Annotated in this window: 14 protein-coding genes; 4 read left to right on the top strand and 10 right to left on the bottom strand. The window is 63.5% G+C overall.

Annotated elements, in window-relative coordinates; all coding sequences use genetic code 11:
* Positions 1-12 precede the first annotated feature (12 nt).
* Positions 13-1467 carry a TrkH family potassium uptake protein gene (locus GB927_RS07870; RefSeq protein ID WP_256116116.1) on the bottom strand — a complete coding sequence of 485 codons (1455 nt, stop codon included), beginning with the start codon at positions 1465-1467 and terminating at the stop codon, positions 13-15.
* Positions 1468-1746: 279 nt separating this feature from the next.
* On the opposite strand from GB927_RS07870, the gene ilvA reads away from it, so the two are divergent.
* From ilvA to GB927_RS07855, 3 genes are all read left to right on the top strand, one after another.
* The gene (gene ilvA / locus GB927_RS07865) at positions 1747-2994 is read left to right on the top strand and encodes a threonine ammonia-lyase (RefSeq protein WP_256116114.1); all 1248 of its coding nucleotides are present in this window, start codon (positions 1747-1749) and stop codon (positions 2992-2994) included.
* Positions 2995-3055: 61 nt separating this feature from the next.
* On the top strand, positions 3056-3370 hold the full coding sequence (locus GB927_RS07860; protein ID WP_256116112.1) for an HlyU family transcriptional regulator: 315 nt from the start codon (positions 3056-3058) through the stop codon (positions 3368-3370).
* 163 nt (positions 3371-3533) lie between these two features.
* Positions 3534-4781 (top strand): GGDEF domain-containing protein, encoded by a 1248-nt coding sequence (locus tag GB927_RS07855; protein ID WP_256116111.1) that lies wholly within the window; start codon positions 3534-3536, stop codon positions 4779-4781.
* On the opposite strand, the gene GB927_RS07850 is transcribed toward GB927_RS07855, so the two are convergent.
* On the bottom strand, positions 4778-5239 hold the full coding sequence (locus GB927_RS07850; RefSeq protein ID WP_256116110.1) for an Lrp/AsnC family transcriptional regulator: 462 nt from the start codon (positions 5237-5239) through the stop codon (positions 4778-4780). The genes GB927_RS07855 and GB927_RS07850 overlap by 4 nt on opposite strands.
* 164 nt (positions 5240-5403) lie before the next feature.
* On the opposite strand from GB927_RS07850, the gene ald reads away from it, so the two are divergent.
* On the top strand, positions 5404-6522 hold the full coding sequence (gene ald, locus GB927_RS07845; protein WP_256116109.1) for an alanine dehydrogenase: 1119 nt from the start codon (positions 5404-5406) through the stop codon (positions 6520-6522).
* 48 nt (positions 6523-6570) lie between these two features.
* Here ald and GB927_RS07840 read toward each other — a convergent pair whose 3' ends face one another.
* The 8 genes from GB927_RS07840 to GB927_RS07805 form a co-directional block, all read right to left on the bottom strand.
* Complete coding sequence (locus GB927_RS07840; protein ID WP_256116108.1) at positions 6571-7038, bottom strand: DUF1203 domain-containing protein; 468 nt, start codon at positions 7036-7038, stop codon at positions 6571-6573.
* 71 nt (positions 7039-7109) lie between these two features.
* The gene (locus tag GB927_RS07835; RefSeq protein ID WP_256116107.1) at positions 7110-8144 is read right to left on the bottom strand and encodes a phosphotransferase enzyme family protein; all 1035 of its coding nucleotides are present in this window, start codon (positions 8142-8144) and stop codon (positions 7110-7112) included.
* A 182-nt stretch (positions 8145-8326) separates the two neighbouring features.
* Positions 8327-8887, bottom strand: coding sequence for an OmpA family protein (locus tag GB927_RS07830; RefSeq protein ID WP_256116106.1), 561 nt, complete (start codon positions 8885-8887; stop codon positions 8327-8329).
* A gap of 98 nt (positions 8888-8985) precedes the next feature.
* On the bottom strand, positions 8986-9576 hold the full coding sequence (locus GB927_RS07825) for a GNAT family N-acetyltransferase (protein WP_256116105.1): 591 nt from the start codon (positions 9574-9576) through the stop codon (positions 8986-8988).
* Positions 9576-10430, bottom strand: coding sequence for a 3-mercaptopyruvate sulfurtransferase (gene sseA / locus GB927_RS07820; RefSeq protein WP_256116104.1), 855 nt, complete (start codon positions 10428-10430; stop codon positions 9576-9578). Before sseA ends, GB927_RS07825 begins: the two co-directional genes overlap by 1 nt.
* Positions 10431-10505: 75 nt before the next feature.
* On the bottom strand, positions 10506-11243 hold the full coding sequence (locus GB927_RS07815; RefSeq protein ID WP_256116204.1) for an alanyl-tRNA editing protein: 738 nt from the start codon (positions 11241-11243) through the stop codon (positions 10506-10508).
* An 11-nt stretch (positions 11244-11254) separates the two neighbouring features.
* Entirely contained in the window at positions 11255-12295 is a 1041-nt protein-coding gene (locus GB927_RS07810) for a cysteine synthase A (RefSeq protein WP_256116103.1), read from the bottom strand.
* Positions 12296-12421: 126 nt separating this feature from the next.
* Positions 12422-13687 carry an SAM-dependent methyltransferase gene (locus GB927_RS07805; RefSeq protein WP_256116102.1) on the bottom strand — a complete coding sequence of 422 codons (1266 nt, stop codon included), beginning with the start codon at positions 13685-13687 and terminating at the stop codon, positions 12422-12424.
* Between the last annotated feature and the right edge of the window lie 59 nt (positions 13688-13746).

Here is a 13746-nt window from a genome sequence, read left to right as displayed (position 1 = left end):
GGCGGTACGCGGTCAGCTCTTCCAGAACAGTGGTGTCAGGATGACGAGCACAGTCAGGATTTCGAGACGGCCGAGCAACATCAGGAAGGAGAGCAGGTAGAGAGCGGCATCATGAAAGCCGGCAAAACTGCCGGCCGGACCGATCGCTTGGGTAACGCCCGGGCCGACGTTGGACAGCGACGTCGCGGCGGCCGATACCGCCGTCAGAACGTCATAGCCCATCAGGCCGAGCACAATGGCGCCGATAGCGGAAATGGCCACATACGTGATGAAGAAAAGGAAGACGCCGCGCTGCAGATCGATGTCGACGGTCATGCTGCCGTAGCGCACGGCATGGATTCCGTCGGGATAGATGAGACGGTAGAGGCCAGTGCGGATGAAATTGAAGAGAATGATCAGGCGGTAGGCCTTGAGCCCACCCGACGTCGAACCGGAACAGCCGCCCATGAAGGTCGCGACGAAGGCCAGTGCGACGATGAAGTGACCCCATTGCGTGAAGTCGTCGCTGGCAAAGCCTGTGGTGGAGAGAATCGAGGAGACGGTAAAGAAGGAATGCGCCAGCGCCTCATGGAAGGGGACACCGTTCTCGATCCGTTGGAAGATGCTGGCCGCGATCGCGAAGAGCGCGAGATAGGCGAGGAAGACGCGGATCTGCGGGTCGCGCCAGGCATCGATGCGCCCGCGCACCACGAACAGGATGAGCACCGAGAATGGCAGGCTGGAGAGTGTCATGAAGAACGTGGCGGCCCAGAGCAGCGGCAGGCTCTTGAAATAGCCGAAGGAGGCGTCGTGCGTCGAAAGCCCGCCGGTCGCGACCGTCGACATGGCGTGGTTCAGTGCATCGAAGCGGCTCATGCCGAGCGCGGCATAGGTAATGGCGCAAATGAGGGTGATCGCCACGTAGATGGCGAGGAAGGCGCGGGTATAGCTCGCGATTCGGGCGAAGGGCTTGTCGGCCGTATCGGACGATTCGAGCTTGAAGAAGGACATGCCGCCAACGCGCAGATACGGCATGATGAAGAGGCCGAGGGCAAGAATCCCGACGCCACCGAGCCAGTGCAGCAGCGAGCGCCACATCAAGACGCCGGGCGGCGCGTCGTCGAGGCCGACGATAACGGTGGAGCCGGTCGTGCTGATCGCCGAGACCGATTCGAAGAAGGCCTGCGCGAAGGTGAGGTTCAGAGACGACAGCCACAGCGGTATCGCGCCGATGATGCTGCCCGAAAGCCACAGCATGTTGACGACGAGGAAGCCCATGCGCTTGTTGAAAGGCGGCGGGCCGGCGCGGGTCGCAGCGGCCGTCGCGAGCGACAGGCCGCCGGTCATGAAGGCGGAGAGGAAAAAGACCTCCGAATCGGGATGGCCGTAATAGACGTCGATGAAGGCCGGAACGAGCATCGCCACGGACAGGTAGATGCCGCTGATGGCGGCAATGTTGATGGCGGATCGGAAGATGGTGGCGTTCAAGTTCTGGTCTCTGGAAGAGGCCATGGCGGCCAGGGCGGGTGGTATCCGTCGCGTCGATATGCCATAGCCTTTGCATTGTCCAAACTCAAGGATGGCTTCCGACGCGGTCCTCCTTGGTTTCGACCGGTTCTACTGCGCGGCGTCGGAAAGGTTTGAAGAATGATCGGCTTCCCCTGCATCTGTCCTTCCTGAAGGCAAGAGTTGTCCTGACGGCGAGACACGCAGCTTTTTGAACCCAATCCTATCGAACCCAGATCCCTATCGAATATGGACCAGAGCATGACATCCGACGTCGACGCGGCCATGGAGGCCTTGCGCGGGTTGTTTCCCGAAACGCCGCTCCAGCTGAACGAACATCTCTCCGCCCGCTACGGCGCGGAGATCTATCTCAAGCGCGAGGACCTCTCGCCGGTACGCTCCTACAAGATCCGGGGGGCGTTCAACTTCTTCCGCAAGGTTCTCGCCGACGAGAACGGCGCGCGCAGCTTCGTCTGCGCCTCGGCCGGCAACCACGCGCAGGGGTTCGCCTTCGTCTGCCGCCATTTCGGCGTGCCGGGCGTGGTCTTCATGCCGGTGACGACGCCGCAGCAGAAGATCGACAAGACCCGCATTTTCGGCGGCGAGTTCGTCACGATCAAGCTCGTCGGCGACTTCTTCGACCAGTGCTACAAGGCGGCCCGCGAGCACGCGGAGGCGACCGGCGCGCTGATGGTGCCGCCCTTCGACCATGCTGATATCATCGAGGGCCAGGCGACGGTGGCCGCCGAAATCGTCGCGCAGCTGCCCGATGGCAAGCTGCCGGATCTCGTGGTGCTGCCCGTCGGCGGTGGTGGCCTTGCCTCGGGCGTGACCGGCTATCTTGCCGACAGGATCGGCCCGTCGAGCTTCCTGTTCTGCGAGCCGGCGGGTGCGCCGAGCCTCAAGCGCAGCCTCGAAAGCGGTGCCGTGGTGACGCTCGACCAGGTCGATAATTTTGTCGACGGTGCCGCGGTCGGGCAGATCGGCGCCCTCAATTTTGCAGCCCTCAGCCGGTTTTCGGCCGATCAGGTCATGCTGCTGTCGGAAAACGCGATCTGCGTGACGATGATCGACATGCTGAATGTCGAGGGCGTGGTGCTGGAGCCGGCGGGTGCGCTGTCGCTGACGGCGCTGGATGCGCTCGGCCGCGAGGCGCTGGAGGGCAAGACGGTCGTCGCCGTCGTCTCCGGCGGCAATTTCGATTTCGAGCGCCTGCCGGATGTCAAGGAACGCGCCATGCGCCATGCCGGGCTGAAGAAATACTTCATCCTGCGCCTGGCCCAGCGCCCAGGCGCGCTCAAGGATTTTCTCAACATGCTCGGCCCGGACGACGACATCGCCCGCTTCGAATACCTGAAGAAATCCGCCCGCAACTTCGGCTCCATCCTCATCGGCATCGAAACCAAGGCGCCGGAGAATTTTGCGGCGCTGAAAAAGGCCTTCGACGCTGCCGGCATGCGTTACCAGGACATCACGGAAAACGAAATTCTCGCAAACCTCATCATCTAGGGGCAGGGGCTGGCCGCGCTCTCCCCTTGGAGGGCGCGGCGGCCTGTGTTAGCAATCGGCCATGGCATCGTTCTTTTCAAAACTCTTCGGTCGCGGCGGCGACTCGGCAGCCCCCGCGAAGGTCGCGGAGGAAACCGAGGCCTACAACGACCTCACCCTCGTCGCGGCTCCCATTCCGGAAGGCGGCCAGTATCGCCTGGCCGGGCGGATCGAGAAGCGGGACGGCGACCGGGTCTTCACCCGCAGCTTCATCCGCGCCGATCTCTTCTCCTCGCGGGACGATACGGTCGCCTCGACCTTTCGCAAGGCGAAGCAGATCGTCGACCAGCACGGACCTTCGTTGTTCAACGACGGCGTGGACAGCCGGCAGGTCTGACCGCACCGGGGCGATTTCCCGCCTCGTTCTGTGAAAAGTCAAACAAAAGAACGTAAACGCGCTGGAGAACCGGCGCGATTGCCTGTATCCGCAGGAAAAGACTTGTTGCGACTCTTGCCCTGTATTTAGCTGCCGGGCGAAGCGAAGAAACTGCGGATCGCCCATGGGTACTGAAAATCTGATCCTGCTTCTCGTCGAGGCCGGATTCTATTTCGTCTTCATGGTGGGCATCCTGCATCTGCGCCATCAGATCGGCATCGGCGTCTTCATTGCCGCACTTGGCGTGATGCACTTCCTCGAAACCTATCTCGCGGCCGTCTTTTACATCGAGCTGCCCTTCGGCGTCATCTCGCCTGGCTCCTCCGTGCTGTTTTCCGGCAAGCTGATGATGATTCTCCTTCTCTATGTGAAGGAGGACGCCGCCGTCGTGCGCGCGCCGATCTACGGCCTGCTCGCCGGCAATTTCCTGACGGTCGGCCTCGGGTTCTTCCTGCGCCATCACCAGACGATCGGTGCTGTGCCGGGCCGCATCGCGGACCTCGCCTTCATCGACGAAATGGGCTGGCTGATGCTCTGGGGCACGACGCTGCTCTATATCGATGCGCTGGCGATCATCCTGCTCTACGAACGGCTCGGGCGGGTGTTCAAGAAGAGCACGGCCATGCGCTTCTTCGTATCCGGCGTCGTGGTGCTGACCTTCGACCAGATCGGCTTCTTCGCAGCCCTGCATTTCCTCAACGGCGCGCCGGTTGAAGTCTTCTGGGGCGGGTGGATCGCCAAGATGATGGCGGCCTGCGCCTATGCGGTGCTGATCACCATCTATCTCTCCTATTCGCGCATTTCGGCCATTCCCGTCTCGCCGCGGCCGATCTCGGATATCTTTGCCGATCTCACCTTCCGCGAGCGTTACGAGGACCTGCTGGACCGTTCCGGCCGCGATGCGCTGACCGGCGTCTACGACCGCAGCCGTCTGGAATTCGAGGCGCCGCGCCTGCTTTCCGCGATGCTGGCGGCGGGCAAGCCGATGGCGCTGATGATCATCGATGCCGACCATTTCAAGGACGTCAACGACCGCTTCGGCCACCTTGCCGGCGACGGCGTGCTGAAGGAGACGGCCGCCTGCCTGCAGCGCGCACTGCGCGGCACCGACCGCGTCTTCCGCTTCGGTGGCGAGGAATTCGTGGTGATCTGCGAGGATGTCTCGCCGCAGGCCGGCGCCGAGCGCGCGGAGGCCCTGCGCCGCACCGTGGAGACGGAAATCCGCCGGCCGGACGGCGTGCCGGTAACAGTCAGCATCGGCATCGCCAACAGCTACAACGACGGCACGACGCTGAACGCCCTGCTTTCGGCGGCCGACGCCCGGCTCTATGCCGCAAAGAATGCCGGCCGAAACCGGGTCATCGCGAGCTAGATGCCGACATTCGGCCGGTCGATGATCTCGCGCAGCGCAAAGCTCGAATTGATCTTCACCACATGGGGCAGCGCCGACAGCCAGTCGCGGTGGATGCGCTCGTAGTCCTCCAGATCCTTGGCGGCGACGCGCAGGATATAATCGTATTCGCCGGACATCAGGTAGCAGACGAGCACGTTGGGGCAGAGTTTCACGGCGGATTCGAACTCGTTCAGCGTCTTGGCGAACTGGCCGGAAAGCGAGATGTGCACGATGGCGATCATCTTGTAGTCGAGCGCCTTGGGCGAGACGCGGGCGTGATAGCCGTTGATGACGCCGGATTTTTCCAGAATGTCCAGCCGGCGCGAGCAGGCCGACGGCGACAGGCCGACGCGCTCCGCAAGCTCCGCATTGGAGATCCGGCCGTTCTGTTGAATCACCCTCAGGATCGCAGTATCGATTGCATCCAGATGTGCCATTCGAATTTCCTTCGAAATTTCTGCTGATATTCGCAGAATATTCGACAATGGTGCGTTTCGCAAACCCGCTTTGCAAGGACATTGCACGCATCCTCTGCTTCCATAGTGGTCCCCGCCGGCAAGCGGCGGCAATGAACGGGAACAGCACTGGGAGAGGAACGCGCATGCGTATCGGTTGTCCGAAGGAAATCAAGAATCACGAATATCGGGTGGGCCTGACGCCCGGGGCCGTGCGCGAATATGTGGCCCACGGCCATGAGGTTCTCGTCGAGACGAAGGCTGGCGCCGGCATCGGCGCAGACGACGACACCTACCGCGCCGCCGGCGCGAAGATCGTGGCCACCGCCGCGGATATCTTCCAGAAGTCCGACATGGTGGTGAAGGTCAAGGAGCCGCAGCCCTCCGAATGGGCGCAGCTTCGCGACGGACAGATTCTCTACACCTACCTGCATCTCGCCCCCGATCCGGAACAGACCCAGGGCCTGCTCGCCTCCGGCGTCACCGCCATCGCCTATGAAACGGTGACGGACGAGCGCGGCGGCCTGCCGCTGCTGGCACCCATGTCCGAGGTTGCCGGTCGTCTCTCCATCCAGGCCGGCGCCACCGCGCTGCAGAAGGCCAATGGCGGCCGCGGCATCCTGCTCGGCGGCGTGCCGGGCGTGCTGCCGGCCAAGGTCGCGATCATCGGTGGCGGCGTCGTCGGCCTGCATGCGGCGAAGATGGCGGCCGGCCTCGGCGCGGACGTCTCGATCGTCGACCGCTCGATCCCGCGCCTGCGCCAGCTCGACGACATTTTCGGCGGCCGTATCCACACGCGCTATTCGACGATCGATGCGCTGGAAGAGGAAGTCTTCTCCGCCGATCTCGTCATCGGCGCCGTGCTGATCCCCGGTGCCGCGGCACCAAAACTCGTCACCCGCGAAATGCTGTCGGGCATGAAGAGGGGCGCGGTCATCGTCGACGTCGCCATCGACCAGGGCGGCTGCTTCGAGACCTCGCACGCCACCACCCATTCCGACCCGACCTACGAGGTCGACGGCGTGGTGCACTATTGCGTCGCCAACATGCCGGGCGCGGTGCCGGTCACCTCCGCCCATGCGCTGAACAATGCGACGCTGCATTACGGCCTGCAACTCGCGGACAAGGGCCTGAAGGCGATTGCCGAGGATCGGCACCTGCGCGCCGGCCTCAACGTGCACAGGGGCCGCGTCACCAACCGCCCGGTCGCCGAGGCGCTCGGCTACGAGGCCTATGCCCCGGAAGCGGTGCTGAACGTCGCCTGATCAGGCATGGATTTAAGGAAAGAAGGCTCGGAGCGATCCGGGCCTTTTTCATGCGCGCTCGATGCGGCACTGGTAGCAATTGTTGCGCGCCGAGCGGATGTGGAGATAGGCGACGTCCGCGCGCGCCAGCAGTGCGGCCGCATAGTCGGGAATGTCGCCGGTCGGCACCACGGCGCCGGTGCCGTAGAGGATGCGGCCTCTCGCCGAATAGCCGCGCACGATATAGTCGCGGCTGGTCAGAATCGGCGGCAAGTCTTCAGACGGAACATGGGCGGCGCAGGGCTCGGCATGCAGGAAGATCGGGCCGGTTTCCGCATAGGGCTGGACGGCCGGGAAGGGGCGGTGCGCCAGGACGAGATAGGCCTCGCCGGCACCAACGAGCCGCAGGCAATGGCGGCAGGGCACGCCATCGCCGTCGGAGATATACCGCTCCGGCACCATGCCATAGGCATCCTTGCCGCCGCTCCAGTAGGCGGTCGCGGTTTCGGTCGGCATGGGCAGGAAACGAAGGGACATCTTTTGGCGGCTCCGGTTGCAAGGTGCCGCAATCCTTCATCATTGGCCGCGACCGCGACACCCGATTCCTGTCAGGCCGTCTTACGAAACGCCTTGTCGCATTGCCGCAGGAGTTCGACAGGATCGATCGCCGGATCGGCGAGGCAGAGGCCGACCATGGTTTTGGCGATGTGCTGGTAATAGGCCTCGTTCGCCTCGGCGGACACGATGTTCCTGGCAATGGCCTCGCGCCGGTCTTTCAGCCGCTTGCGCAGCGATGCCAGCGGGAGCGCTTCAGCGATGGAGAGAAGCCGGTCGCGGATCTTCAGGTGACGGATACGCTGCCGCCGTGCGGCGAGCAAGCGGGTGGCGGCGGTGAAGACGAGGTCCGGCGCGTGCGCCAGCCAGGTCGCGCGCAGGTCGGCAGCGCAGGTGCCGAGATAGCCGTCGAGCAGGCTGCGCCGCTGCGCGGTCTGCCGACAGAACGGGCGCATCATCGTTGCGGCAAGCTCGATGCCGGACACGTCATAGGTCATCAGCTCATAGTCGATCAGGCCGATCGCATGTTCGTCCTGCTCGATGATATTGCTGCCGTAGAGGTCGCCATGGGTGAGCTGGGTGGCCGGCAGGCGCCGCATGCGCGTGAGGCTTTGTTCGATCCAGCGCCGCTCTTCCGGGCTGTGAAGGGCGCCGGACTGGGCGAGATAACCCTCATGCGGCAGGACCGGCCGGCGGCGTTCGAAGAGCGCGCCCGTGGCGGCGCCTTCGATCGTGTTGAGCTTGGCGAGCGTGCGGCCAAGCGCCGCGAGCGCTGCCGGATGCGCCTTCTGGGTCAGAGGCTTTCCGGGCAGGTAGGAGAGCGCCAGCCAGTGGCCGCCGGCCTTGATGGCATCGCCCCACGAGGCGGTGCCGGCGCAGACATGCTGGGCGGAAATGCCGGCCGCCTCCAGCCGCCCGACGGCGTCCTCGAAACGGTCCTTGGTCGATTTCAGCACGAAGAAATGCAGCACATAGGTCTGCTGCTCGAAGACGACGATGCGCTTCTGGATGCTGAGGCGCCGCTTGGTGTGCAGGATGCGCACCCGCTTGCCAAGCAAATCGCGAAGATCAGGGGTGGGGCTGTCCATGCGAGCGAAAGATTCCGTTTGTATGCCGATCGATCCGTCCACGGCTCCATCGCCTTCGGGAAATGCTCGTGACAGTCATATGACATAGTTGCCCGGTCGTTTCCAGCACCGAAGTAGGCCGCAAAAACAACATCACCGCGGATGCCGGCCGGCACCCGCGGTGATGCATCTGGAGCGTTGAATTAGCGCACGAATTCGTCGATGCGGCGCAGCGTCACGCGGCGGTTGCGCCATTCCTCGTTCTGGGTCGGCACCAGCAGATAGTCCTCGCCGTAGCCGACCGTTTCGAGCGCGCGGTAGGGGATGCCGAATTCCTGCACGAGCAGCCGCTTCAACGATTCGGCGCGGCGCTCGGACAACACCTGGTTGGACGCGGCCGAGCCCACGGCATCCGTATGGCCTTCGATGAGGAAGACGGCGCGGCGGCGGCGCTTGAGGAGCTGTTCCATGGCGCGCGCGATCTGGCTGACCTTGCGGTATTCCGAGCGCGGAATATCCGAGGAAGCGAAGGCGAAGTTGATCGACTGGATGTTGATCGAGGGGGCGGCACCGCGCAGATCCGGACGGCGCTTGAATTCGCGCACGGTCACCCGTTCCTCTTCGCGCAGGCGGCGGGAGGGGGCCGCATCGAGGCGGCGCAGGATGATCTCCGAGGACGGGGTTTCCTGCGCGAGCGCGAGGCCCGAAAAGGCGGGGACGGCAAGGGCGGTGGCGAACGCGGTCAGAAAGGCGCGGCGTTGCATGGCAATGTTTCCTGTTCGTTTGATCGTCTGTTGAACGGAAATTGCCATAGGCGATCTGAAAGGGAGCTGAACCGGCTGTTAGCTCCCGTTCAGATTGATTAACGCGGCTCTGGCGGCAGCAGACAATCGCGCTTGGCAAGCGCCAGCAGCTCGACGTCGGCGAGCGGAACAAGCTCGGCATCCCGCGTGCCCACCGGCGAGAAGCCGAACATCTGGTAGAGCTGGAGGGCGCGCGGATGGTCGAGATTGTTGGTGGTAACCGTCACGCGCTTCGGCCCGAGCGACCAGGCGGCATAGAGCGTCTGGAGCAGGAACCACTTGCCGATGCCCAGCCCCAGCGCGCGCTCGAACAGGCCGAAATGCGACAGCTCGACCACGTCCTCATCGATCTGCAACAGCTCGAAGAACCCGGCCGGCGCGCCGTTGACATAGAGCACGGTGACGCTGTTGCGCTTGTCGTACAGCGTCTCGGCGAGTGTATCGTCCGTCATGCGCAGCCGGTCGACCCAGTGCCAGCGGCTGCCGACCTGCCGGTAGAGGAAGCGGTAGAAGGCGAGCGGGATTTCCGGCGCATTGAGGATCGCGGTGTGCACGTTGACCGGCACCGGCAGGCTCTGCTTCGGGGGCGAGGTCATTTCGAGCGCGGTGATGTGGACGGCGATCGGTGCCGTCTGTGCCTTCTTCGCCATCAGTCTTTTCCCGTCACGACCGGCGTATCGTCCCGGCCACCCCATTGCGACCAGGAGCCGTCATAGAGCGTGTTGTTGTCATGGCCGAGCGAGGTGAGCGCCAGCGTGATGATCGCCGCCGTGATGCCCGAGCCGCAGCTGGTGACGATCGGCTTCGAAAGGTCGATGCCCGAATCCTCGAAATGTTTTCGCAGGCTCGTAAGGTCCTTCAACTTGCCATCGACGGAGAAGGTGCCCGACGGCAGGCTTTTGGCGCCCGGCATATGGCCGGAGCGCATGCCGGCGCGGGGCTCCGCTTCCTCGCCGGTGAATCGGCCGGCGCCGCGGGCATCGGCGATCTGCTTGGAGCCGGTCGAAACGATGCCGCGCATCTCCTCGAAGGAGGTGACGGCATAGGGATTGAAATTGGTGTGGAAGACGGCGGGGGCGGGTTCCGGCAGGTCGGTCTGGAGCGGCCTTCCTTCCTTCTTCCAGCCATCGATACCGCCATCCAGCACGAAGACGTTCTTGGCGCCCATCGTGCGGAACAGCCACCAGACGCGCGGCGCGGTGAAGATGCCGGGGCCGTCATAGACGACGATCGTGTCCGTATCCGAAATGCCGAGCTTGCCGACTTCGGTGGCGAAGAAGGCCGGCGACGGCACGGTGTGCGGCAGGTTGCTCGAATGATCGGCGATCACATCCTGATCGAAGAAGACGGCGCCGGGAATGTGGCCGGCCGCATATTCGAGGGCGCCGTTGCGGTTTTGCGCGGGCAGATACCAGGCGGCATCGACGATGCGGAATTCCGGCGCGCCGAGCTGCTTTTCCACCCAGTCGGCCGAGACGACGAACCTGCTCTTGTCGTTGGACATTTTTTACTCCTCAGGCAATTCCGGCAAAAATGCGGAACGCGGTCTTGCGTCCGGAACTGCGTAAACCAGAAAGCGCTACGCCTCGGAACCGGGCGCACCGAAGCGGATGCGGAACCGGCGGTTCTCCTTGCCCTTCTTCTCGATCTTGCCGATGTGGATGGCACCCACTTCCTGCGTCTCCGAGACATGCGTGCCGCCGCAGGGCTGGCTGTCGACCGAAGAGTTTTCACCGATGCAGACGAGGCTGACGCGGCCAAGGCCCATCGGCGGGCGCACGTTCTTCGACCTCACAATGCCGGGATTGGCAGCGAGTTCCTCATCGGTGATCCATTGCACGAAGATCGGATGGTTTTCTTCAACGAGCTTCATCAGCCGCGCCGTCACCTCATCCTTGTCGATCGTCTCGCTCATGTCAAAATCGACCCGGCTGTCGTCCTCGCCAACGGCCGCGCCGGTGATGGGGTAGGGGCAGACGACGGAGAGCAGGTGGCAGGCCGTGTGCATGCGCATCAGCTTGTAGCGGCGCGCCCAGTCGATATGGGCGACCACCGTCTCGCCGACGATCGGCGACGTTTCGCCCTTCAGCGGGCGGTGGATGATGATCTCTTTCGTGCCACCATTGACGGCCGGACCGAGCGCGATGCGGGAACCGTCGGTGCGCTCCAGAAAGCCGGTATCGCCCGGCTGGCCGCCGGATGTCGCGTAGAAACAGGTCTGGTCGAGCTCGATGCCGCCATCCTCGTGCACCGCCGTCACCACCGCCTCGTTTGTCGAAAGATAAAAATCGTCGCGAAAGAGGGCAGTGGTTGGCAGGGACATGAGACCTATTCGACCGGCTGATAGGGGACCTTGATCCCCGATTTCGCCGTCAGCCATGCCGGAACGGGCAGGCCCTTCGAATCGAGGAAGTCCGCGTTGAAGAGTTTGGACTGATAGCGGTTACCATAGTCGCAGAGGATCGTCACGATCGTGTGGCCCGGGCCGAGGTCTCTGGCCAGCCGGATCGCGCCCGCAATGTTGATGCCGGAGGAGCCGCCAAGCGCGATGCCTTCGTTCTCGATCAGGTCGAAAACAAGCGGAACCGCCTCGGAATCGGGAATATTGTAGGAATAATCCGGCGTGAACCCTTCGAGGTTCGCCGTGATGCGGCCCTGGCCGATGCCTTCGGTGATCGAGCTGCCGGCGGCCTTCAGTTCGCCATGCGCATAATAGTTGTAGAGTGCCGCACCATCTGGATCGGCAAGCGCGATCTTGATGTTCGGGTTTTTCGCCCGAAGGCCTGCGGCAACCCCGGCCAGTGTTCCGCCGGAGCCGACGGCCGAGACGAAGCCGTCCACCTTGCCGTCCGTGTCGCGCCAGATTTCCGGCGCCGTCGTCTCGACATGGGCGTCACGGTTGGCGACATTGTCGAACTGGTTGGCCCAGATCGCGCCGTTCGGCTCGGTTTTCGCAAGCTGCTCGGCGAGGCGGCCGGAGAGTTTTACGTAGTTGTTCGGGTTCTTGTAGGGAACGGCCGGGACCTCGACGAGCTCGGCGCCGAGCAGGCGCAGCGCGTCCTTCTTTTCCTGGCTCTGGGTTTCCGGAATGACGATGACGGTGCGGTAGCCGAGCGCCTGCGCGACGAGCGCCAGCCCGATGCCGGTATTGCCGGCCGTGCCTTCGACGATGACGCCGCCAGGACGCAGCGCCCCGGAGCGTTCCGCGGCACGGATGATATAGAGTGCCGCGCGGTCCTTGACCGACTGGCCGGGGTTCAGGAACTCCGCCTTGCCGAGGATCTCGCAGCCCGTCGCGTCGGAAGCCCCCTTGAGCCGGATCAGCGGCGTATTGCCGATTGCATCCAGAACGGACGGAAGAATTGCCATGGGAGCCGAGCCTCGCGTTATAAACCTAGATCAGGAAACGTCTTTTCGGCCGCCAAGCGGCGCTTTGCAAGAAATCGTGTTCCCCGAGAACGAGCTTCCAGAGGGATTTTTTTTAACCTGCGCGGGTCAGCCGAGCGGACGCGTATAAACCACCTGCCGCACGTCGATGTTTCGCGCTCGAAAACCCGCTTCGCAATAGTAGAAGTAGAATTCCCAGAGTTTGCGGAAGCGCTCGTCGAAGCCGAGCGGCACGATGCGCTCCCAGGCGGCCCAGAAGCGGTGGCGCCATTCGGCGAGCGTGCGGGCATAGTCATGGCCGAAGCCGATGTCGGAGGCCGTCGACAGCCCGAACTGCCGGCCGAGCGATGCCAGGTGCTCGCGGGTCGGCAGCATGCCGCCGGGGAAGACGTATTTCTGGATGAAATCCGGGTTCGACCGGTATTCTTCATAGGCTTCCTGCAGGATGGTGATGATCTGCAGGCCGGCGCGCCCGCCGGGCTTCAGGCATTCGTTCAGCTTGGAAAAATAGGCAGGCCAGTATTTTTCACCGACCGCCTCGAACATTTCGATCGAGACGATGCGGTCATAGGTGCCGGTCTCGTCGCGGTAATCCTGGAATTTCAGCTCGACGCGGTCGGTAAGGCCGGCTTTCGCCATGCGCTCGCGCGCAAAGGCAAGCTGCTCGCGGCTGATCGTCAGGCCCGTGACCTTGCAGCCGATCTCGCTGGCCGCAAACTCGGCAAAGCCACCCCAGCCGCAGCCGATCTCCAGCACATGGTCGTTCGGGCCGATGCCGGTCGCCTCCGCAAGGGCGCGGTATTTCGCGACCTGGGCGGAGGTGAGGTCGTTTGCGCCGCGCGAATAGAGCGCGGAGGAATAAGTCATCGTCGGGTCGAGCCACTGGGAATAGAACTCGTTGCCGAGGTCGTAATGCGCGGAAATGTTGCGCTGCGAGCCGCGGCGGGTGTTGGCGTTCAGCCAGTGGCGGAATTTTTCGACGAGCAGCAGCAGGCCGCGCGGGCCGTTCGTGTAGTTGCGAACGATGTTGGTATTGACCAGCACGAGTTCGAGGAACATGCCGGCGTCCGGGCTTTCCCAGTCACCATCCATGTAGCTTTCGGCAACGCCGATCGTGCCGCCGCTGACGGCGCGATAGGCAAGGTTCCAGTTGTTGAGCTTCACGACCGCGTTCGGGCCGGGCGTCTTGCCGCGGATCACGAATGTCTGGCCGCTTGGCACCGTTATGGCGAGCGCCCCGGTTTCCAGGCCGAGCAGGCTGCGCAACACCATCTGCGCGCGGAACGGCAGTCCTTTCGCGCGCGTGGCGAAATTGGCCGCCGTCAAAATGTCTCGATCTGAAAATGTCTGTTCTGAAATCAAATCATTCGTCATCGATTGCCCCTCTGCCAACCCGACGTAAGGGTAAGCTAGCGTCAATGTTCCTGAACGCC

It is taken from the genome of Shinella lacus, from assembly GCF_010994755.1.
In the GTDB taxonomy this organism is placed as follows: Bacteria; Pseudomonadota; Alphaproteobacteria; order Rhizobiales; family Rhizobiaceae; genus Shinella; species Shinella lacus.
The sequence above is the reverse complement of the archived record's forward strand: the minus strand, read 5'-3'. Positions and strand labels throughout refer to the sequence as shown.

What these genes read in the sequence shown, in the direction of transcription:
- GB927_RS07840 (WP_256116108.1), bottom strand. Translation starts at nt 7,038, where the DNA reads ATGTCCCTTCGTTTCCTGCCCATGCCGACCGAAACCGCGACCGCCTAC.
- ilvA (WP_256116114.1), top strand. Translation starts at nt 1,747, where the DNA reads ATGACATCCGACGTCGACGCGGCCATGGAGGCCTTGCGCGGGTTGTTT.
- GB927_RS07855 (WP_256116111.1), top strand. Translation starts at nt 3,534, where the DNA reads ATGGGTACTGAAAATCTGATCCTGCTTCTCGTCGAGGCCGGATTCTAT.
- GB927_RS07805 (WP_256116102.1), bottom strand. Translation starts at nt 13,687, where the DNA reads ATGACGAATGATTTGATTTCAGAACAGACATTTTCAGATCGAGACATT.
- GB927_RS07835 (WP_256116107.1), bottom strand. Translation starts at nt 8,144, where the DNA reads ATGGACAGCCCCACCCCTGATCTTCGCGATTTGCTTGGCAAGCGGGTG.
- GB927_RS07860 (WP_256116112.1), top strand. Translation starts at nt 3,056, where the DNA reads ATGGCATCGTTCTTTTCAAAACTCTTCGGTCGCGGCGGCGACTCGGCA.
- GB927_RS07830 (WP_256116106.1), bottom strand. Translation starts at nt 8,887, where the DNA reads ATGCAACGCCGCGCCTTTCTGACCGCGTTCGCCACCGCCCTTGCCGTC.
- GB927_RS07810 (WP_256116103.1), bottom strand. Translation starts at nt 12,295, where the DNA reads ATGGCAATTCTTCCGTCCGTTCTGGATGCAATCGGCAATACGCCGCTG.
- GB927_RS07825 (WP_256116105.1), bottom strand. Translation starts at nt 9,576, where the DNA reads ATGGCGAAGAAGGCACAGACGGCACCGATCGCCGTCCACATCACCGCG.
- sseA (WP_256116104.1), bottom strand. Translation starts at nt 10,430, where the DNA reads ATGTCCAACGACAAGAGCAGGTTCGTCGTCTCGGCCGACTGGGTGGAA.
- ald (WP_256116109.1), top strand. Translation starts at nt 5,404, where the DNA reads ATGCGTATCGGTTGTCCGAAGGAAATCAAGAATCACGAATATCGGGTG.
- GB927_RS07850 (WP_256116110.1), bottom strand. Translation starts at nt 5,239, where the DNA reads ATGGCACATCTGGATGCAATCGATACTGCGATCCTGAGGGTGATTCAA.